Origin of the sequence: Buchnera aphidicola (Brachycaudus cardui) (genome assembly GCF_005081945.1) — a bacterium.
In the GTDB taxonomy this organism is placed as follows: domain Bacteria; phylum Pseudomonadota; class Gammaproteobacteria; order Enterobacterales; family Enterobacteriaceae; genus Buchnera; species Buchnera aphidicola_AN.
This window is the reverse complement of record NZ_CP034879.1, coordinates 1-22,215: the sequence shown is the minus strand read 5'-3', so window position 1 is coordinate 22,215 and position 22,215 is coordinate 1. Positions and strand designations below refer to the sequence as shown.

Genomic DNA, 22,215 nt, shown 5'->3' with positions numbered 1-22,215 from the left:
TATATAAAATTTTTTTATTGAATTCGAGATACATATTCACCAGATCGAGTATCTACTTTAATTAATGATCCTACTTGAACAAAAAGAGGGACTCTTACAACAGCACCTGTACTTAATACAGCTAATTTAGTCACCCCAGTATTAACTGTATCACCTTTTAAAGTAGCCTCTGTTTGTATGACTTTTATTTCTACAAAAGTATTAGGTGTAACAGAAATTGGTTGATTATTCCATAAAGTTACAATACATGTATCTTGTTCTAATAGCCATTTTTTATGAGTACCAATAATTTTTTTTTCTACTGATAATTCTTCAAAAGTATTATTGTTAATAAAATACCAAAAATGACCATCATTATATAAATAAGATAATATATACTCTATAACATCAGCTATTTCTAAAGAATCTGTAGATTTAAATGTTTTTTCTATCAATTGTTTAGTTAATAATTTTCTTAATTTTACACGAACAAAAGCCTGACCCTTTCCAGGTTTAACAAACTGACTAGATTCTATCAAACAAGGTTCATTTTCAAATATAATCTTACAACCTGAACGAAAATTATTGCTATGATATACTATCATGTCCACCTCTCTTGCTATAAAATATATGAAACTAATAACAGTAAAAAATGTAATTTTAAAAGATCAATGGTTATATGAATTATCGAATTCTATTACTGAACCTAAAAAATTATTACAAATTTTAAATTTAAAAAAACATCCTGAATATCATCACTATAAATCAAACACACTATTTCCATTTCGTGTACCATATTCTTTTGTATCAAGAATGCAAAAAAATAATCCGAAAGATCCATTGTTATTACAAGTAATTATAAATAATCAAGAATTTTTACATTCTTCAGAATATATTCATGATCCTATAAAAGAAAAAAAAAATATTGTTTTACCAGGATTATTACATAAATATAATGACCGCATACTATTACTCGTAAAAACTAATTGTGCAATTCATTGTAGATATTGTTTTCGAAAATATTTTCCATACGAAAAAAATCAAGGTAGTAAAATAAATTGGATTAAATCACTTGAATATATAAAAAATAATAAAAACTTAAATGAAGTAATTCTATCAGGTGGAGATCCATTAATAGCTAAAGATCATGAATTATCATGGCTTATTACATCAATATCTGACATAAATCATATAAAAAGATTAAGAATTCATACTAGATTACCTATTGTTATACCTAATCGTATAACATCTAATCTTTGTAAAATATTTCTTCAATCTCGTCTAAAAATTATTATAGTAACTCATATTAATCATCCACAAGAAATAAATAATCATTTAAGTAAAAGTTTATTAAAATTAAAGCAATCTGGTGTAATTTTACTTAATCAAAGCGTTTTATTAAAAAATATTAATGATGATCCTACTATTTTAGCAGAATTAAGTAATCTTTTATGTGAGAATAATATTCTTCCATATTATTTACATCTTTTAGATCAAGTTACTGGTACAATGCATTTTGCAGTATCATTAACAAAAGCTAAATCTATTATGAAACATTTGATGAAAATGATATCTGGTTATCTAGTTCCTAAATTAGTATGTGATACTGGATCAAAAGATAATAAATTAATTATCATTTAAATAGCATTTTTCACTTTTAATAAAAAATATTAATTAAAAATAAAAAACTTTCCTCAGAATTATTCAGTCTGAGGAAAGATATTTTTAAAATAATTTAAAATGACTTTAATCAAAAATAATTTATTACATCATTCCGCCCATTCCACCCATTCCACCTGCAGGAGAGGAACTAGAATCAGAAGCTTTATCTTCTTTTGGCAGATCAGTAACCATACATTCTGTTGTTATCATTAGACCAGCAACAGAAGCAGCATATTGTAAAGCAGAACGTGTAACTTTTGTAGGATCTAATATACCAAAATCTATCATATCACCATATTGATCTGTAGCCGCATTGTAACCATAGTTACCTTTACCATCTTTAACGTTATTAGTAACTACAGAAGGCTCTTCACCTGAATTTGAAACAATTTGACGTAATGGAGCTTCCATTGCACGTAAAGCTACTCGAATACCTACATTTTGATCTTCATTTTGACCACGTAAATTAGATATTTTTCCTGCAACTCGAACTAATGCAACACCGCCACCTGCAACTACACCTTCTTCTACAGCTGCACGAGTTGCATGTAATGCATCTTCAACACGAGCTTTCTTTTCTTTCATTTCTACTTCTGTAGCTGCACCTACTTTAAGTACTGCAACCCCTCCTGATAATTTAGCTAAACGCTCATTTAATTTTTCTTTATCATAATCAGAAGTAGCTTCTTGAATTTCTTGACGAATTTGACTAATGCGACTTTGAATTGTATGTTTTTCTCCAACACCACCAATTATAGTCGTTGTATCTTTACTAATAACAACACGTTTGGCTTGACCTAAATCTTCTAAAGTAGATTTTTCTAATTCCATAGCTAATTCTTCAGAAATTACAGAACCGCCAGTTAGAATAGAAATATCTTGTAACATTGCTTTACGACGATCTCCAAATCCAGGAGCTTTTACTGCTGCTACTTTTACAATACCTCTCATAGAATTAACTACTAATGTAGCTAAAGCTTCACCTTCTAAATCTTCTGAAATAATTAATAGAGGTTTTCCTGATTTTGCAACAGATTCTAATATTGGTAACATTTCACGCACATTAGATATTTTTTTATCAGCCATTAAAATGTATGGATTTTCTAACTCGACAATACCTGTTTCTGGCTTATTAATAAAATAAGGCGATAGATATCCTCGATCAAATTGCATACCTTTAACAACTTCTAATTCATTTTGTAATCCTGTTCCTTCTTCTACTGTAATAACTCCATCATTACCAACTTTTTCCATTGCTTCTGCAATTAAAGCACCAACTTTTTCATCTGCATTCGCAGAAATAGTTCCTACTTGTGTAATAGCTTTAGAATCAGAGCATGGTACAGATAAATTTTTTAATTCTTCTACAGCGCTAATAACAGCTTTATCAATTCCACGTTTCAGATCCATGGGATTCATTCCAGCAGCTACTGCTTTTAAACCTTCATTTACTATAGATTGTGCTAATAATGTTGCTGTTGTAGTACCATCACCTGCTGCATCATTTGCTTTTGATGCAACTTCTTTGACCATTTGAGCTCCCATGTTTTCGAATTTATCTTCTAATTCAATTTCACGAGCTACTGATACACCATCTTTAGTAATACTAGGTGCTCCAAAAGATTTATCTAGAACAACATTTCTACCTTTTGGCCCTAAAGTTACTTTAACTGCATCCGCTAATACATTAACTCCACGAAGCATTTTAATTCGGGCTTCGTTACCGAATTTTACATCTTTAGCAGCCATTTTAACATTCCCTTAAATAAATTTTTCAATGGATATAGCATATATTTTACTATTCAACAATTGCTAAAATGTCACTTTCAGTTAAAATTAATAATTCTTCGTTATCAATTTTTTCTGTTTTTGCACCATAACCTTCATTAAAAATAACAGTATCGCCAACTTGAACATCTAATGGTTTAATATTTCCATTATCTAAAATACGACCTTTACCGATAGCAATGACTGTGCCTCGAGTAGATTTCCCTGCAGCAGAACCTGTTAATACAATACCACCTGCAGATTTTGATTCAACTTCTTGACGCTTAACTAGCACACGATCATGCAACGGACGAATTTTCATATGATAATACTCCTGTCAATAATCTTGCTTAATTATTTTAAAAAAAATTATTTTTTAATCTAATATGTTCTATTACTTTTAAATATAGGGTTCTTTATTACAACTTTCAAGGGTAAATCTTATTTTTTATTTTTTATTTTTTATTTGTATTTTAACTTTATTATGTTTAAACAAAATGAATTACTCATCAATAAAAAATATTCAATAAATATAGTGATATTATGGTAATAAAAAAATATTGACAATACTTCATATTTGATGATTTAATATAAAAAAGCCCGGATAGCTCAGTCGGTAGAGCAGGGGACTGAAAATCCCCGTGTCGGTGGTTCAATTCCGCCTCCGGGCATATTAAAAAAATAATTTTTATAAAAAATTATTTTCCAATACAAAAATTAGAAAAAATATGTTTCAATAAGTCACTAGAAGTAAATTGACCTGTAATTTCTCCTAAAAATTTATGGATTATATTAAGTGAATCAGCTAATAATTCAAAGCTTCTAGAAACTTTCCAATTTTTTTCAGCCTCTAAAAATTCGTTGTATGCCAAATCAATTTGCTTAATGTGACGCCTGCGAGCAATAAAAATACTTTCTTTATTACTATTAATAGAAATATTTATAATATGATTTCGTAGTATATCAATACCCTGACCTGTTTTTGCTGAAATATTAATACATGATAAACCCTCTATTATCTTAATACCATATTCATCTTGTACTAAATCATTTTTATTTAACAAAAAAGTTATTTGAATATTATTAGAAATATTTTTAGAAATATTTTTTATAAATTCATTGCGTATTTTTTTTTGTTCTGATTCAATCATCGTTTTATCCATGACAAAAAGAATATGATCAGATTTTTGAATTTCTTCCCAAGCACGGATAATACCAAGACGTTCTATTTTATTGTTTGTATCACGTAAACCAGCTGTATCGACTAATTGGCATGAAATACCATTAATAACAATATTTTCATAAAGAAGATCTCTTGTAGTGCCTGGAATATCAGTTACTATAGCTCTATCAGAACATGATAAAATATTTAATAAACTAGATTTTCCTGCATTAGGAGGGCCAATAATTACTATTTTTTTTCCTTCTTTTAACAAACTGCCTTCTGAAGTTATTTTCTGTATTTTTATAAATTTACGATGTAGTTCTACGAATTTTTTATTAATTAAATTATTCAGATTAATGTTAATGTCTTCTTCTGAAAAATCTATACTTAATTCTATATTAGTACGTAATTCAATAAGTACAGCTATTACTTTTTGTATATAACGAGAAAAATCTCCCTGTAAAGAATTTAAAGATGCACGAATAGATAATTCTGTTTCTGAATTAATTAAATCATCTATTGCTTCTGCTTGAATTAAATCTATTTTTCCATTCAAAAAAGCACGTTCAGAAAATTCTCCAGGTCTAGCCATTCTTAATTTATCAATAGATAAAATTCTTTTAATCAATAAATCCATAATTACTGGGCTACCATGCCCTTGAAATTCTAATACATCCTCACCTGTAAATGAAAAAGGGCTAGGGAACCATAAAAATATACCTTGATCTAATACTATATTATTTTGGCCTAAAAATTTAGAATAAGTAGCAAATCTTGCACGAGGAACTTTTCCTAAAATCTTTAAGGCAACTATTCTCGCTTTAGATCCAGATATTCTTAATACTCCAATAGCACTTTTTCCTGGATAAGTGATTTGAGCAACAATAGTTTCATTACGAATCATAAAAATTTTTCTTAAAAATAGATACTAAAAGTTTAAAAATTGATATTTTTAATAAAAATAAAAAAATATTTTTAGATAATTATTTTATTAAATTAGAAAAAATAAACTTTTGTTGTATAATAGTCACTAAATTACTAATAATATAATATAAAACTAATCCTGAAGGAAACCATAAAAAAAATGCTGTAAAAATAATAGGCATAAAATTCATAATCTTTCTTTGAAAAGGATCAGAAATATTATTAGATGATGTTTGCTGAATAAAAAACATAGTTAAACCCATTATTATGGGTAGAACATAGAATGGATCTTGACTAGATAAATCTTCAATCCATAATATAAAAGGAGCATGACGTAATTCAACAGAACCTATAAGCATATAATAAAGAGATAAAAAAACTGGCATTTGAATAAAAATAGGGAAAAAGCTACTTAATGGGTTAATTTTTTCTTTTTTATATAAAAGTATCATTTCTTGACTAATACGTTGTTTATTATCTGCAAACGATTCTTTTATTTCTTGTATTTTAGGTTGTAATGAACGTATTTTTGCCATAGAAATATACTGTGATTTTGTTAAAGGATACGTAATCATTTTCATAATAAAAGTAATTAGAATAATAGCAACTCCCCAATTACCTACAACATTATATAAAATAGTTAACAATTTAAACAATGGTTGAGATAAAAACCATAACCAACCATAATCTACTGTTAAATCTAAATTTGGTGCTACTAATTTCATTTCTTCTTGTATCTCAGGACCAATCCATAATTTTGATTTTATAAAAGATTTTGAGTGTGGTGAAACAGTAATAGAAGGTGATGTATAACCAATGGCTGCAACACCGTCATTTAGACTAGAAGTATATATTGTATTTTGACCTCTATTATCAGGAATCCATGCAACAGCGAAATACTGCTGTAACATTGCAATCCATCCATTCTGTGTCATCACATTTAAATTTTTATTATTTATAATAGAATCAAATTTATATTTTTCATATTTATTATCAACACTAGAATAAGCTGCACCACGAAAAGTTTGAAGAGCAAAATTTCCACTATAAATATTACGTTTTTCAGGTAACTTGATCGTTTGTTTAATTTGACCAAACATATTCATGTGTAACATATTTTCACTTGAATTAAAAATATCATATTCTACTTCGATATCATATCTATTAGGTTTAAGAATAAAAGTTTTAGTATAAATTACACCTTTTTTATTATTCCATTGTATTGGAACACGTAATTCTTTTTGATTTTTTTCTAATTCAAAAACATGTTTATCAGCAAGATATAATGGTCGAGTATTATGTATCGAACTATCTGGACCATCTTTTCCAATTAATCCGCTTTGTGCTTGATAAACAAAATCAGATGTAGTTTCAAGTAATCTAAAAGGTTTAGATGAATGCAATTTTTCTTTATATGTAAGTAAATTAGCTTCTTCTATATCTCCTCCATACATATTCACGAGTAAACTAACTACTTCATTTTTAATCAGAATTTGATTTTTATGTGTTTTTGTATCAATAAAATGAAATATAGGCTCCATTTTTTTATTTTCTTTATCCCTAAAAAATGATTGATTTTGCCATGCTTGCCAAAGTAAAAAAGACACAAATAAAAAAGCTAAAATAAAAAAATTGCGTTGTACTTCCATAATTAATATTCACTATTATCTTTAATACTTTAAGGTAAATAATTATATCTTTCTACTATTAAAAGACATTATCTTAATAAAAAATAAATCGTTAAAACGATATAAAAAATGAAATAATGTATTATGAAAATATATAGCATAAAGACATTAATTTAATGACATGCATTATAAGATAACTGTTAATTAAATAACTAAAATAATTATCGATGGTAATGCGCCCATAAGCTCTTTAACATATCTATTATCTTTTTATTATCTAAATTAAGAATATTTTTTTTTGCTATAACAACAAAATCCATAGAAATTAATTGATGTTGTAATAAACGAAATGTTTCTCGAACCAATCGTTTAATTAAATTTCGATTATGAGCATTCTTAATATTTTTACGAGGTATACTAAGACCTAATCTAGGATATCCTAGTACATTTGAACGTCCTAAAATACTTATTTCTAAGGTATTTTTTTTAGAAGACTTACTAAAAACATATTGAAAATTTACAGAATTAGATAATCGTAATTTTTTTTTAAAGAAATAATCAAACACAATACTAACCTGCTATTTGCTAGAAACAGTTAAACGTGTTCTTAATTTGGCACGTCTACGTGATAAAATATAACGACCATTTTTTGTTGCCATACGAATTCTAAATCCATGTGATCGATTACGTTTTAATACTGATGGTTGAAAAGTTCGTTTCATTTTAATATTTACCTAATAATTTTTTATTAAATATAATTTATAACATTTACTTTCGATAAGAGTAAATATTCTTAATCACATAGTCAATTAAACTTTTAAAAAATATGATTTAACAAGTAATTCTTATTTAGAATACATCTACTAATGAAATAAATTTTAAATTAACTTATCTAAAAAAATATTTTTAATATTGTATTCTGTTATGATAACTATGTTTATTTTAAAAAAATAAACTATACATCTAAAAATCACTTCTTTAGATAAATAAAATATCTCAATAATATATTACATCCTTTTCGTTATACTCACCCATATTAGCTTGTATAACTTTTAATGTAAAAAAAATATAATTTTATATACATTGTTTACATACAATTATGTATATCAAAATTAACATATAAAAAACAATAATTTTTCAAATTTTATTTTTTATTAATTTTGCTCGATTGGAGTCTACTGTGTCACTTTGTCTTTGGAAACAGTGTCTTGACCGGTTGCAAGATGAGCTACCAACTACAGAGTTTAGTATGTGGATACGCTCTCTTAAAGCCAAGCTAAACAATAACATATTAGAAATATATGCTCCAAATAAATTTGTGTTAGATTGGGTAAAAGATAAGTACTTAATTCATATTAAAATAATACTAAAAGAATTTTGTGGTTCTAATATTCCATTAATAAAATTTAACATATATCAGAATTCCGAAGAGAAAAAGTTTAAAAAGAATATTTCGAATAGCTTTAATAATAAAAATAAAAAATCAATTTGGGACGAGATACCAGTATTTAAAAAATTATCTTATCGTTCTAATATTAACAAAAAACATAATTTTGAAAATTTTATAGAAGGAAAATCTAATCAACTTGCACGTGCTGCAGCATCTCAAGTAGCAAATAATCCTGGAAATTCTTATAATCCATTGTGTTTATATGGTGGTACAGGTTTAGGAAAAACACACCTACTTCATGCAATAGGTAATGGAATTTTAGCATATAAATACAATATTAAAATTATTTATATGCATTCTGAACGTTTTGTACAAGACATGGTAAAAGCTCTTCAAAACAATGCTATTGAAAAATTTAAATTATATTATCGTTCTGTTGATGCATTATTAATTGATGATATTCAGTTTTTTGCTAATAAAGAACGCTCACAAGAAGAATTCTTTCATACATTTAATGCTTTATTAGAAGGTAACCAACAAATTATTTTAACATCAGATCGCTATCCTAAAGAAATAAATGGCGTTGAAGATCGTCTTAAATCAAGGTTTGGATGGGGTCTTACTGTTGCTATAGATCCACCAGAACTAGAAACTAGAGTTGCAATTCTTATAAAAAAAGCTGATGAAAATAATATTATATTATCTGACGAAGTAGCTTTTTTTATTGCAAAGCGACTACGTTCTAATGTACGTGAATTAGAAGGTGCTCTTAACCGAGTTATCGTCAATGCTCATTTTACACATCGTACTATTACTGTAGATTTTGTTCGTGAAGCACTTCGCGATATACTAGCTTTACAAGAAAAACTAATTACAATAGATAATATTCAAAAAACAGTAGCAGAGTATTACAAAATTAAAGTAGCAGACTTACTATCTAAAAGACGTTCACGTTCAGTAGCTCGTCCCAGACAAATGGCGATGGCAATGGCAAAAGAGTTGACTAATCATAGTCTACCTGAAATTGGCGATGCTTTTAGTGGAAGAGATCATACAACTGTATTACATGCATGTCGTAAAATCGAACAATTACGAGAAGAAAGTCATGATATTAAAGAAGACTTTTCAAATTTAATCCGAACTTTATCAGTGTAATTATATGAAATTTAATATTAAAAATAATATTTTAATTAAACATTTACAAAAAATAAACCGCTTAATTATTAAAAATACTTCATTTCCTATTTTAGAAAATATATTAATAACAATTAAAAATGGAATTTTATCATTAACAACAACCAACTTAGAAATAGAATTAATTTCTAATATTAAAATATCAACAAAATACACGCCAGGAACCACAACAATTTCTGGTCGAAAACTTTTAGATATTTGTCGAAATTCTTTAGGATCATCAGAAATAAATATGCAATTACATGAAAATAAAATGCATATTGCTTCTCATAATACTAATTATATATTAACTACTTTACCTGCTGATAATTTTCCTAATCATAATAATTTCCATTATATTTCTGATTTTGTTATATCTTCAGATATCTTAAAAAAAATGATAGAAAAAACTCAATTTGCTATGGGTAAACAAGATGTACGATATTATTTAAATGGTATGTTATTAGAACACAATGGTACACAATTATATACTGTAGCAACAGATGGATATCGTTTAGGAATGGCACAAGCTCCTTTACAAAAAAATATAGTTCCTTTTTCAATAATTATTCCAAGAAAAAGTATCATTGAATTATACAAATTATTGAATATTCCAGCTCAATTAATACGAATTTTAATTGGTCAAAATAATATTAGAATATATATAGAAGAATCAATTTTTACTAGTCAATTAATTGAAGGGAAATATCCTGATTATAACAGCATTTTACTAAACACAAAAAATGATCCTATTGTATTGAATTGTAAATTATTAAAACAATCATTACTACGTGTCGCTATCTTATCTCATGAAAAATTTTGTGGTATAGAAATACATATTAGAGATAATCAATTTAAAGTACTCTCTGATAATCAAGAAGAAGAAACAGCAGAAGATAAATTTAATATTAATTATTCTGGTAATAAAATAGAAATATCTATTAATGTTTATTATATGCTAGATGTATTAAATACTATTACTAGTGATAATATTTTTTTATTTATAAATAAATATAATAATTCTATTCAAATAAATTCAGAAAATGATGCTTCAACTTTATATATTATCATGCTATTAAAACGCTAAAAAAATTTATTTACGATAATATCTTAATTAAAATATTTTTTTTAAAAATTAATTAGATTAATAGGAACATCTATGATAAATACATACAACTCTTCTAATATTAAAATTTTAAGAGGATTAGATGCAGTTCGCAAACGCCCAGGCATGTACATTGGAGATACAGATGATGGTAGTGGTTTACATCATATGGTTTTTGAAATCGTAGATAATTCTATCGATGAAGCATTGTCAGGTTATTGTAAAGAAATTATAATCATTATTCATTCAGATAATTCAGTCTCTGTACAAGATAATGGTAGAGGTATTCCTACCGATATCCATCCTGAAGAAAATATTTCAGCTGCAGAAGTCATTATGACAGTATTACATTCAGGAGGTAAATTTGATAATTCTTCATATAAAATATCAGGTGGATTACATGGTGTCGGAATATCTGTTGTCAATGCTTTATCAGAAAAATTAGAACTCATAATTTATAAAAACAATAAAAAATATCAACAAATATATAAATATGGAAAACCAGAAACACCCCTTTCTATTATTGGAAAAACTAATATAACAGGAACATATATCAGATTTTGGCCTAGTTATAAAACTTTCACTAATAATACAACATTTCAATATGAAATATTATCTAAACGTTTACGCGAACTATCTTTTCTTAATTCAAATATTTCTATTTATTTACAAGATAACAGAAGCAATATAAAAAATCATTATCAATATAAAGGAGGTATTAAAGCATTTATTAAATTTTTAAATATAAAAAAAACAGTAATTCATTCACGTATATTCTATTTTCGTTCTATAAAAGATGAAATAGAATTAGAAATTGCTATGCAATGGAATGATTCTCATAAAGAACATATATTATGTTTTACTAATAATATACCACAAAAAGATGGTGGTACACATTTATCTGGTTTTCGTTCCGGTATGACACGAACATTAAATTTATATATAGAAAGAGAAGGATATAATAAAAAAAATAAATCCACTATTATAGGAGAAGATGTACGTGAAGGACTAACAGCTATTATATCAATTAAAATACCCGATCCAAAATTCTCTTCTCAAACTAAAGATAAACTAGTGTCATCTGAAGCAAGAGCAGTCATAGAATCGTTAATTAATGAAAATCTTATTGAATATCTTTTAGAAAATCCAAATGATACAAAATCTATTATCCAAAAAATTATTAATGCTTCAAAAACAAGAGAAGCTGCACGACGTGCTAAAGAAATAAACAAAAAAAAAGGAATACTAGATTTAGGAACATTACCTGGAAAATTATCTGATTGCCAAGAAAACGATCCTAAACTATCAGAAATTTATTTAGTTGAAGGTGATTCTGCAGGTGGTTCTGCAAAACAAGGAAGAAATCGCATAAATCAAGCAATACTACCGCTTAAAGGAAAAATATTAAATGTTGAAAAATCTAAATTTGAAAAAATGCTTTTATCTCAAGAAGTTTCTTCTCTTATTACTGCATTAGGCTGTGGTATTGGTAAAAATGAATATAATATAGATAAATTAAGATATAATTATATTATTATAATGACAGACGCGGATGTAGATGGTGCACATATTCGTACATTGCTTTTAACTTTTTTTTATCGTCAACTACCTGAATTAATTGAAAAAGGACATATTTATATTGCACAACCTCCATTATATAAAGTAAAAAAAGGAAAAAAAGAAGAATATATTAAAAATGATGAAGAAATGAATAAATATCAAATTAAAACTGCTTTAAAAGATATAACATTAAAAAGTCATAATGATCTTGATATTAACAAAAATATTAAAAAATTTAAAAAAATAATATCTGAATATAATTCTATTGAAATAATAATGAAACAAAGTAAATATTACTTCCCAATAGAAATATTTAATGAAATAATTTATCATCCACGTTTATATAATCTAAAAAACATAAAAATAGTTCAAATTTGGATAAATACCTTAGTAGACAAGTTAAATAAAAAAAATTATAACAATAATTATTATTCTGTAGAAATAATTAAAAATATTAATAAAAATATCTTTGAACCAACTATAAAAATATCTAGATACTCATATCATGTAAAATATGACTTTAAAGAAGATTTTTTAACAAGTGGAGAATATTTATTAATAACAAATTTAGGTGAAAAATTTAATACTCTTTTTCAAAATAAAGTTTTTATAGAAAAAGGAGGTAGTATCTATCCAATTGATAATATAAAAAATACATTGGAATGGTTAATTAAACAATCTAAACGAGGCTTATTTATACAACGTTATAAAGGACTAGGGGAAATGAATCCGGAACAATTATGGAATACAACAATGAATCCAGAAACTAGAAATATGTTACAAGTAACTATTCAAGATGCAAGTTCAGCTAATGATTTATTTAATACTCTTATGGGAGATGCTGTAGAACCAAGACGAAAATTTATACAAAAAAATGCTTTAAAAGTAGAAAATATTGATATTTAAAAAATACTGCTTAACTAGTAAATTTTTTAAAATACTTGCGGCAGGAAACAACCAGCCGCGAAAAATTTTTCTTCATTTAGATTTATCCATCATTTCAAGAACACGTAATTTTGCAATTTCTTTAGAAATTTCTAATAATATTTCATTCTTATTCATTTTAATACTGTCATTTTTCATATTTTTTTCAGCATGTTTTTTAGCTTGCAAAATAGATTTTTTATCTAAATCAATTGCACGAATAGCAATATCTGATAAAATAGATACAACAGATGGTTGAATTTCTAATATACCACCAGATATATAAATACATTCTTCTTCTCCATTCTTATGAAGAATACACACCATACCAGGTTTAATTATAGTTAATAACTGGACATGCCCCGGGTAAATTCCAAGTTCTCCTTCACTTCCAGATACTCGTATTTTCTTTACTAATCCAGAAAAGATACGTTTTTTAACACTAACTACATCTAAATAAAAATTCATAGATATATCCTAAATTTTTTATAAAAAATATTATAAAGTTTTAGCTTTTTCTATAACTTCTTCAATACAACCTACCATATAAAATGACTGCTCTGGTAGATGATCAAATTCACCTTCTATAATACCTTTAAAAGCTCGAATATTATCTTTTAATGAAACATATTTTCCTGGAAAACCAGTGAATACTTCTGCTACAAAAAATGGCTGAGATAAAAAGCGCTGTATTTTACGTGCTCTTGATACTAATAATTTATCTTGTTCTGATAGTTCATCCATTCCTAAAATAGCAATAATATCTTTTAATTCTTGATATCTCTGTAATATAGATTGGACACCTAATGCTGTTTTATAATGCTCTTCACCAACTATATAAGGGTCTAATTGACGACTTGTAGAATTTAAAGGGTCAATAGCAGGATAAATACCTAATGATGCTATTTGACGACTTAAAGTGACTGTAGAATCTAAATGTGCAAATGTTGTTGCCGGTGAAGGATCCGTTAAATCATCAGCAGGAACATAGACAGCTTGAACAGAAGTTATTGAACCTTTTTTAGTAGAAGTGATTCTTTCTTGCAATAAACCCATTTCTTCTGCTAAAGTTGGCTGATATCCGACTGCAGATGGCATACGTCCAAGTAATGCAGAAACTTCAGTACCAGCTAATGTATAACGATATATATTATCAATAAATAATAGAACATCTTTTCCTTCATCACGAAATTTTTCTGCAATAGTAAGACCTGTAAAAGCAACTCGTAATCTATTGCCTGGTGGTTCATTCATTTGTCCATATACTAAAGCAACTTTATCTAATACTTTAGAATCATTCATTTCATGATAAAAATCATTTCCTTCACGAGTCCTTTCTCCTACTCCAGTAAAAACTGAATAACCAGAATGTTCTATTGCAATATTACGAATCAATTCCATCATATTTACTGTTTTACCCACACCTGCACCGCCAAATAGACCAACTTTTCCACCTTTTGAAAAAGGACAAATTAAATCAATAACTTTTATACCCGTTTCTAATATTTCTTGAGAGCTTGCTTGTTCTTGATAGCTGGGAGGAGTACGATGGATTTCCCAATATTCTATATCAGAACTATTATTTTTATTTTTTAATAAACCTTTATTATCAATCGTTTCACCTAATACATTAATAATACGTCCTAATGTTGCTTCTCCTACTGGTACTTTTATATAATGTTCAAGATCAACAACAACTAAACCTCTTTTTAAACCATCAGAAGAACCCATAGCAATTGTTCGAACAATACCTGCTCCTAACTGTTGTTGTACTTCTAAAATAAGTTTTTGTTCTTTATTTTTTACTTCTAAGGCATTATATATTTTTGGAACTGAATTTTGATGAAACTCCACATCAACTACGGCACCAATAATTTGGATAATCTTTCCAGTAGCCATTATAGTTTACAACCTCTAACTGATTTTTAATTAGTTGAAACTGCTGATGCGCCTGCAACAATTTCAGTTAATTCTTGTGTAATATTAGCTTGACGTACTCTATTGTATACTAATTGTAATTCTTTAATTCGATTTCCACTATTATCTGTTGCTGTTTTCATAGCAATCATACGAGCAGCTTGTTCACTTGCTATATTTTCTAAAATACTTTGATAAATTTGAGATTCTATATATCGCTTAAATAATATATCTAAAATCAACTTAGATTCTGGTTCATATAGATAATCCCATTTTTTATTACTTATGTTTTTACTATTTAATCTAGATAAAGGTAATAATTGAATAATTTTAGGTTTTTGCAACATTTTATTATAAAATTTATTATAAGCAATAAAAATTTTATCAATACGCCTATATTTATATGCATCTAATATCACTTCTATAGAACTAATTAACTCTACTAAATTAGGATTTTCTCCTAAATGAGTTTTTGTAGAAAGAATTCGAGTACCACATAATTTAAAAACTGATAAACTTTTTAAACCAAATAAAACTAAATCACAAGGAATATCAGTTGTAGTAAATTTTTGAATTTTAAATAAAACCTTTTTAAAAAGGTTAGTATTCAAGCTACCACATAGACCTCTATCAGTAGAAACAACAATGATTCCAATACGTTTAACAACTCTATTTTCTAGATAACTATGTTTATATTCTAAATTTCCTTGTACAACATGATCAATTACTTTTCTGATAATATCAGAATATGGCCGACCTGATTGCATTCTATATTCAGTTTTTCGCATTTTAGATGCTGCAACCATTTCCATAGCCTTGGTGATTTTTTTAGTATTAATGACACTTATTATCTGATTTCTGATTTCTTTTATACTTGTCACTATTTTCTCTTTTTAACATATTAAAATATTTCATTAAAAGTGCTTGTCTTTAAAATTAGTAACTAATTTTATAAATTCTTCTTGTATACTCATATCAAAATCACCCACTTCATTAATTTTTTTCATTAAATCAGAATAATGATTATATGCATAAAGCAATATTGATTTTTCAAATGTAAGAATTTGATCAACAGAAATATCATCAAGAAAATTATTTTCTGCAGTAAATAGCATAAGTCCTTGTTCAGCTATAGATAAAGGTGAATATTGTTTCTGTTTTAATAGTTCTGTAATTTTTTGACCATAATTTAATTGTTTGCGAGTAACTTCATCTAAATCAGATGAAAACTGTGAAAAGGCTGCAAGTTCTTGATATTGAGCTAATGCTGTTCGAATTCCAGAAGATAATTTTTTTATAATTTTACTCTGCGCTGCACTACCTACGCGAGAGACAGATATGCCAGGATTCACTGCAGGACGAATCCCTGAATTAAATAAGTTCGATTCTAAAAATATTTGACCATCAGTAATAGAAATCACGTTGGTAGGAACAAATGCAGAAACATCTCCAGATTGTGTTTCAATAATAGGTAAAGCTGTAATAGAACCAGTTTGTCTGATATTTTTATTTTTATTAATATCTTGAATATGCTTTAAAGAAATACGAGACGCTCGCTCTAATAAACGCGAATGCAGATAAAATATATCTCCTGGAAAAGCCTCTCTACCTGGTGGTCTACGTAGTAATAAAGAAATCTGACGATAAGCTATAGAGTGTTTCGTCAGATCATCATAAACAATTAATGTATCCTGTCCTTTATTACGAAAATATTCCGCCATTGCACAACCAGAATATGGAGCTAAATATTGTAAAGCAGCGGCTTCAGAAGCAGAAGCTACAACTACAATTGTATTGGATAAAGCATTATTTTCTTCTAACTTTTTAACAACATTAATAATTGTAGAAAGTTTTTGTCCAATAGCAACATAAATACATTTAATATTAGATTTTTTTTGATTGATAATCGTATCAATAGCAAGTGCAGTCTTTCCTGTTTGTCTATCACCAATAATTAACTCACGCTGTCCTCGACCAATAGGAATTAGTGCATCAATAACTTTATAACCTGTTTGTATTGGCTGATTAATAGACTGTCTTTCAATTACACCAGGTGCATTAGCTTCTACTGGAAAATAACCATCATTTTTTATAGACTCTTTACCATCAATAGGACTACCTAAAGCATTTACTACTCGTCCTAATAAGTTAACACCTACAGGAACCTCTAAAATTCTTCCTGTACACTTTACTTTAATACCTTCTGTAATATGAATATAAGGCCCCATAACTACTGCACCAACTGTATCTCTTTCAATATTAAAAGCGATAGCATATTCATGATTAGGTAATGAAATCATTTCACCTAACATTACATTAGATAGACCATTAATTCTTATAATACCATCACTAACAGAAATAATAGTACCTTCGTTATAAGATTCATTGAATACTTCAAATTGAGCTATTCTTTCTTGAATTAATTTACTAATTTCTGTGGAGTTTAATTGCATATATTATTTTTCTCTTAAAAATTTAAAGCATCTGATAATTGTTTAAGATAACTTCTAACAGATAAATCGAAAACGATGTTATTAACTTTTATAATAATACCGTCAAGTATAGAACAATCAATTTTATATATAAATTTAATTTTACTTGACAAAGATTTTTCTAGTACTTTTCGTATTTTAATAATCTGTTTTTCTTTTAAAAGAAATGCTGTTCTTAATTCAACAATTAAAATTTTTTTATAACATGCTTCTAACTGTAAAAATTGTTCTAATATATTATTTAGTATTTTAAAACGTTGATTTTCAGCTAATAATTTTATTAAATTTTTTGCATTTTTATTAATTATATCACCAGCAACGGTAATAAATACTGATGATAAATATTTAGGTGAAAGAGACCCTGATAAAAATCTTCTGATTTTTGGACAAGAAGCAATCATATTAAGAAATATTAATATTTCTTTCCATTCTTGAATGGAATTCTGACAAATAGCTATATTAAAAATTGCTCTGGCATAAGGTCTAGCAATAGTATTTTCTACAGACATTAATGTTTTACCTCTGACAAAGAAGTAATTAATTCGTCTACTAAATCGCGATTCTCATCTTTACCAATATTTTTTTTAATAATTTTTTCAGCCATAGAAATAGATAAATTAACTATCTCTTTATGTAAATTTTTACGTGCATCTAAAATTTTCATATCAATTTCTAACTGAGTATTTATAAGAATTTTTTGACTTTCTTTCAATGCTTTTGATTTTGCGTCTTCTAAAATTAATAATCTTTGTTCATTAGCTTCATTAACAATATTAAATGCTTTTTCTTTTGCCTCTTTAATTTTTTTATCTATTGATTTTTGAATTATAGATAATTCTTCTTGAGCTTGCTGGACATTAAATAAAGATTCTTTAATTTCTTTTTGCCTAGTTTCAATAGCTAAAATAATAGGAGGCCAAATATACTTCATACAAAACCAGACAAAAAAAACAAATGATATCGCTTGCCCAAGAATTGTCGCATTAAGATTCACAGCAATGCACCTTTCTATATTAAAATAAAATTAATCTTTACGTTATTCAAAAAAACGTAAAGATTCTACTCGAAAATCAAAATAATATTGATTTAAAAAACAAAGTACAAAATTATGAAATAGCAAAAAGCATATATAAACCTAAACCTACAGCAATCATTGGAATAGCATCAACTAATCCCATAACAACAAAAAACTGTGTTCTTAATAAAGGGATTAAATCAGGTTGTCTAGCTGCTCCTTCTAAAAATTTACCACCTAAAATACCAATTCCAATTGCAGCTCCAATTGACGCTAATCCTACCATTATAGCTACAGCTATATAAAGCATATCAACATTTAAATTTCCCATTATACACTCCAGTTTTTAATAAATTCATAGAATATTTTAATTTTCATGAGATTTTGATGAAGCCATTGACAAATAAACAATAGTTAAAACCATAAAAATAAAAGCCTGCAATGAAATTATTAAAATATGAAAAATAGCCCATGGTACATTTAATAAACATTGAGACCACCATGGAAGTAATCCTGCAATCAAAATAAAAATCATTTCCCCTGCATACATATTTCCAAAAAGTCGTAATCCTAAAGATATTGGTTTAGATAACAATGAGACAAATTCTAATATTAAATTAACAATACAAAATATAGGATGATTAAAAGGTTGCAAAGTAAGTTCTTTTAAAAAACCTATAAAACCTTTCATTTTAATAGTATAAAACAGAATTAAGATAAAAACACCAAACGACATTGATAATGTAATATTAATATCAGCAGAAGGCACAATACGCATAGCTGGTAATTTAAATACTTTTTCAGAAATAAAAGGAAAAAAATCAATAGGAACTAAATCCATTAGATTCATTAAAAAAACCCAAACAAAAACTGTCAATGATAAAGGTGCAATAAGAGCATTTTTACCTTGATACATACTATTCACATTCGTACTAATAAAATCAAAAATTAATTCAATAGAAGTTTGTAACTTACTTGGCACATTCTGAGTAACTTTTCTTCCTATTATATAAAAAATAATTAAAAAAAAACTTCCTAATATGAAGGAAAAAAATATTGAATCAACATTTAAAACCCAAAAATGAGAAGAAAATGTTCCTGGCATAATAATTTTAAAAGTACACAAGTCTATCTGTAAATGATTCAAATGATGACTAATATATTTTTGAGGATCTAATATCTTTTCTAAAATCATAGTATTTTCTCATTTTTTATAATTTTAAAAAAGATTATACAATAAAACAAACATTACAAAATTAAAAAATATTTTTTAAATTTTTCAAAAAAAGTAAATTAATATTTAATACACAATTATTATGTATTTTAAATTTATTAAAATCAAATTTTAATTTTTATAAACGATAGAAATATTAAATAAGCATAATTCATTGAATAATTATATATTATAACAAATTTCTATAAGACTCTTTTTTTAAATAAATCAATAAAATTGATATACATGCTGGTGTAATACCAGAAATACGCGATGCTTGACCAATAGAAAGAGGTTTATAATCATTTAATTTCATAACAGCTTCATTAGATAAACCTTTTATTTTTTTATAATCTTGAATAGAAGATAAAAAGGTATGTTCATTTTTTATCTGTCGACTGATTTCTTCTGATTGTCTTTTAATATAGCCTTCATATTTAATTTCATTTTCTATCTGCTCAATAGCTTCTAAGTCATAAATACCTTCTTGAAAAATATTTAAAGATTTTAATTTTTTATATGTAATTTCTGGTCTTTTTAATAATTCAATTACACTAGTTTCTTTTATTAAATGTATATTCCATAATTGATTAAGAACATTAGCATCAGATGATAAAGGATCTATTTTTATTCTTTTTAAACGATTAGTCTCATTAGTAATATTTAGAACTTTTTCATTATAACGGATCCATCTTGTATCGTTAATTAAACCAAGCTTACGACCAATATTAGTCAAACGCAAATCTGCATTATCTTCTCTTAATATTAATCGATATTCAGCACGTGAAGTAAACATACGATACGGTTCTTGTGTACCCTGTGTAGTAAGGTCATCTATTAATACACCTAAATATGCTTGATCGCGTCTAGGAAACCAAGAATCAGTATTCATTGTATACAATGCTGCATTTAAACCAGCTAATAACCCTTGTGAAGCTGCTTCTTCATAACCAGTGGTACCATTTATTTGACCAGCAAAAAAAAGACCTTTAATTAATTTACTTTCTAAAGTAAGTTTTAAATCTTTGGGATCAAAAAAATCATATTCAATAGCATATCCAGGACTTATAATCTTAGATTTCTCTAAACCTTTAATCGACCTTACTATTCTTTCTTGAACTTCTAAAGGAAGACTAGTTGAAATACCATTAGGATAAATTTTAACACTAGATAATCCTTCTGGTTCTAAAAAAATCTGGTGTGCTTTTCTATCAGGAAAACGTACAATTTTATCTTCAATAGAAGGACAATATCTAGGACCTAAACCTTTTAAAAAACCTGTATATATAGGACTTTGATCTAAATTATTACGTATAATTTCATGTGTTTTTTCATTTGTATGTGTTAAATAGCATGGTATTTGTTTAGGATGCTGTAAAACATTTCCCATAAATGAGAAAACTGGAGTAGGGACATCACCATGCTGAATAAATAAATCATTAAAATTAATAGTGTTAATATCAATTCGAGGTGGTGTGCCAGTTTTTAATCTATTCACTCTTAAAGATAACTCTCTTAAACGAATAGACAAATCCATAGAAGATTTATCTCCCATTCTTCCAGCAGAATAACTACTTAATCCAATATGGATTCTACCATCTAAAAAAGTACCTGTAGCCAAAACAACTGTTCTTGAATAAAACTTAACTTCATTTTTTGTTAATACACCTGTAACAGTATAATTTTTAAAAATTAAATCTTTTACTTCTTCTTCTAAAATTAACAAATTCTTTTGTGTTTGTAATCTTTTTTTTACATGCTTATGATAAAGCACTCTATCAGCTTGAGCTCGAGTAGATCTAACAGCTGGACCCTTTTTAGAATTTAAAATTCTAAATTGAATACCAGCATAATCAATAACCTCAGCCATTATACCTCCTAATGCATCTATTTCTTTTACTAAATGACTTTTTCCTATCCCTCCAATAGCTGGATTACATGATAACGTGCCTAAATCTGTTATTTTTTGAGTTAATAATAAAGTTTTACAACCCATTCTTGATGAAGCCATTGCTGCTTCAGTACCAGCATGTCCTCCACCAATAACTATTACATCAAAATTTTTTAAATTACACATATAAAAAACCTTTTTTAGTACATTTAAAATTATTTTATATAAATACTAATATTTAATTAAAGATAACACATGTTAAGATTAAACATAAGATATTAAAAAAGATGTTTTTATTTTCTTTTATAATTTCTTTATTAAAAAATAAAAAAATATAATGATAATTATTATTATTATTAGTGAAGACAAAATCTGTGGATAAGTAGTCTGTAGCATTGATAATAAAAGAA

General features: G+C 26.7%; 20 protein-coding genes and 1 tRNA gene. 5 read left to right on the top strand and 16 right to left on the bottom strand.

Going from position 1 to position 22,215, the window contains the following annotated elements; all coding sequences use genetic code 11:
• Window positions 1-14: 14 nt before the first annotated feature.
• Window positions 15-584, bottom strand: a complete 570-nt coding sequence (efp, locus tag D9V67_RS00105; protein ID WP_158358887.1) for an elongation factor P — start codon at window positions 582-584, stop codon at window positions 15-17.
• A 25-nt stretch (window positions 585-609) separates the two neighbouring features.
• Here efp and epmB point away from each other — a divergent pair, with 25 nt between their 5' ends.
• Window positions 610-1,620 carry an EF-P beta-lysylation protein EpmB gene (gene epmB, locus D9V67_RS00100; protein WP_158360057.1) on the top strand — a complete coding sequence of 337 codons (1,011 nt, stop codon included), beginning with the start codon at window positions 610-612 and terminating at the stop codon, window positions 1,618-1,620.
• A 123-nt stretch (window positions 1,621-1,743) separates the two neighbouring features.
• On the opposite strand, the gene groL is transcribed toward epmB, so the two are convergent.
• Together groL and D9V67_RS00090 are read right to left on the bottom strand one after the other, a co-directional pair.
• On the bottom strand, window positions 1,744-3,390 hold the full coding sequence (gene groL, locus D9V67_RS00095; RefSeq protein WP_158358885.1) for a chaperonin GroEL: 1,647 nt from the start codon (window positions 3,388-3,390) through the stop codon (window positions 1,744-1,746).
• Window positions 3,391-3,439: 49 nt separating this feature from the next.
• Window positions 3,440-3,730, bottom strand: coding sequence for a co-chaperone GroES (locus tag D9V67_RS00090; RefSeq protein WP_158358883.1), 291 nt, complete (start codon window positions 3,728-3,730; stop codon window positions 3,440-3,442).
• Between the two features lie 276 nt (window positions 3,731-4,006).
• Here D9V67_RS00090 and D9V67_RS00085 point away from each other — a divergent pair.
• Window positions 4,007-4,079: transfer RNA gene (locus D9V67_RS00085), tRNA-Phe, on the top strand.
• A gap of 27 nt (window positions 4,080-4,106) precedes the next feature.
• Here the strand turns inward: D9V67_RS00085 and mnmE are convergent.
• The 4 genes from mnmE to rpmH all read right to left on the bottom strand — a co-directional run bounded on the left by mnmE (window position 4,107) and on the right by rpmH (window position 7,847).
• Window positions 4,107-5,477 (bottom strand): tRNA uridine-5-carboxymethylaminomethyl(34) synthesis GTPase MnmE, encoded by a 1,371-nt coding sequence (gene mnmE / locus D9V67_RS00080; protein WP_158358881.1) that lies wholly within the window; start codon window positions 5,475-5,477, stop codon window positions 4,107-4,109.
• A 79-nt stretch (window positions 5,478-5,556) separates the two neighbouring features.
• A complete protein-coding gene (gene yidC / locus D9V67_RS00075; protein ID WP_158358879.1) occupies window positions 5,557-7,146 on the bottom strand; it encodes a membrane protein insertase YidC in 1,590 nt (529 codons plus the stop codon).
• Between the two features lie 200 nt (window positions 7,147-7,346).
• On the bottom strand, window positions 7,347-7,691 hold the full coding sequence (rnpA, locus tag D9V67_RS00070; protein ID WP_158358877.1) for a ribonuclease P protein component: 345 nt from the start codon (window positions 7,689-7,691) through the stop codon (window positions 7,347-7,349).
• Between the two features lie 12 nt (window positions 7,692-7,703).
• Window positions 7,704-7,847, bottom strand: a complete 144-nt coding sequence (rpmH, locus tag D9V67_RS00065) for a 50S ribosomal protein L34 (protein ID WP_025368677.1) — start codon at window positions 7,845-7,847, stop codon at window positions 7,704-7,706.
• Between the two features lie 458 nt (window positions 7,848-8,305).
• On the opposite strand from rpmH, the gene dnaA reads away from it, so the two are divergent.
• The 3 genes from dnaA (at window position 8,306) to gyrB (ending at window position 13,259) form a co-directional block, all read left to right on the top strand.
• Window positions 8,306-9,670, top strand: coding sequence for a chromosomal replication initiator protein DnaA (gene dnaA / locus D9V67_RS00060; RefSeq protein WP_158358875.1), 1,365 nt, complete (start codon window positions 8,306-8,308; stop codon window positions 9,668-9,670).
• Between the two features lie 4 nt (window positions 9,671-9,674).
• Complete coding sequence (gene dnaN / locus D9V67_RS00055; RefSeq protein ID WP_158358873.1) at window positions 9,675-10,775, top strand: DNA polymerase III subunit beta; 1,101 nt, start codon at window positions 9,675-9,677, stop codon at window positions 10,773-10,775.
• A 72-nt stretch (window positions 10,776-10,847) separates the two neighbouring features.
• Complete coding sequence (gyrB, locus tag D9V67_RS00050; RefSeq protein ID WP_158358871.1) at window positions 10,848-13,259, top strand: DNA topoisomerase (ATP-hydrolyzing) subunit B; 2,412 nt, start codon at window positions 10,848-10,850, stop codon at window positions 13,257-13,259.
• Between the two features lie 72 nt (window positions 13,260-13,331).
• Here gyrB and D9V67_RS00045 read toward each other — a convergent pair whose 3' ends face one another.
• The 9 genes from D9V67_RS00045 to mnmG form a co-directional block, all read right to left on the bottom strand.
• The gene (locus D9V67_RS00045) at window positions 13,332-13,751 is read right to left on the bottom strand and encodes a F0F1 ATP synthase subunit epsilon (protein ID WP_222836984.1); all 420 of its coding nucleotides are present in this window, start codon (window positions 13,749-13,751) and stop codon (window positions 13,332-13,334) included.
• A 24-nt stretch (window positions 13,752-13,775) separates the two neighbouring features.
• Complete coding sequence (atpD, locus tag D9V67_RS00040) at window positions 13,776-15,176, bottom strand: F0F1 ATP synthase subunit beta (protein ID WP_158358867.1); 1,401 nt, start codon at window positions 15,174-15,176, stop codon at window positions 13,776-13,778.
• Window positions 15,177-15,202: 26 nt separating this feature from the next.
• Complete coding sequence (atpG, locus tag D9V67_RS00035; RefSeq protein WP_158358865.1) at window positions 15,203-16,075, bottom strand: F0F1 ATP synthase subunit gamma; 873 nt, start codon at window positions 16,073-16,075, stop codon at window positions 15,203-15,205.
• Window positions 16,076-16,108: 33 nt separating this feature from the next.
• Window positions 16,109-17,647 (bottom strand): F0F1 ATP synthase subunit alpha, encoded by a 1,539-nt coding sequence (atpA, locus tag D9V67_RS00030; protein WP_158358863.1) that lies wholly within the window; start codon window positions 17,645-17,647, stop codon window positions 16,109-16,111.
• A gap of 14 nt (window positions 17,648-17,661) precedes the next feature.
• Window positions 17,662-18,195 carry a F0F1 ATP synthase subunit delta gene (locus D9V67_RS00025; RefSeq protein WP_158358860.1) on the bottom strand — a complete coding sequence of 178 codons (534 nt, stop codon included), beginning with the start codon at window positions 18,193-18,195 and terminating at the stop codon, window positions 17,662-17,664.
• Window positions 18,195-18,680: a F0F1 ATP synthase subunit B gene (locus D9V67_RS00020; RefSeq protein WP_158358857.1), complete on the bottom strand. Its 486-nt coding sequence runs from the start codon at window positions 18,678-18,680 to the stop codon at window positions 18,195-18,197. Before D9V67_RS00020 ends, D9V67_RS00025 begins: the two co-directional genes overlap by 1 nt.
• 112 nt (window positions 18,681-18,792) lie before the next feature.
• Complete coding sequence (gene atpE, locus D9V67_RS00015) at window positions 18,793-19,032, bottom strand: F0F1 ATP synthase subunit C (protein ID WP_025368667.1); 240 nt, start codon at window positions 19,030-19,032, stop codon at window positions 18,793-18,795.
• 36 nt (window positions 19,033-19,068) lie between these two features.
• Entirely contained in the window at window positions 19,069-19,896 is an 828-nt protein-coding gene (gene atpB, locus D9V67_RS00010) for a F0F1 ATP synthase subunit A (RefSeq protein ID WP_158358855.1), read from the bottom strand.
• A 208-nt stretch (window positions 19,897-20,104) separates the two neighbouring features.
• On the bottom strand, window positions 20,105-21,991 hold the full coding sequence (mnmG, locus tag D9V67_RS00005) for a tRNA uridine-5-carboxymethylaminomethyl(34) synthesis enzyme MnmG (RefSeq protein ID WP_158358853.1): 1,887 nt from the start codon (window positions 21,989-21,991) through the stop codon (window positions 20,105-20,107).
• Window positions 21,992-22,215 lie beyond the last annotated feature (224 nt).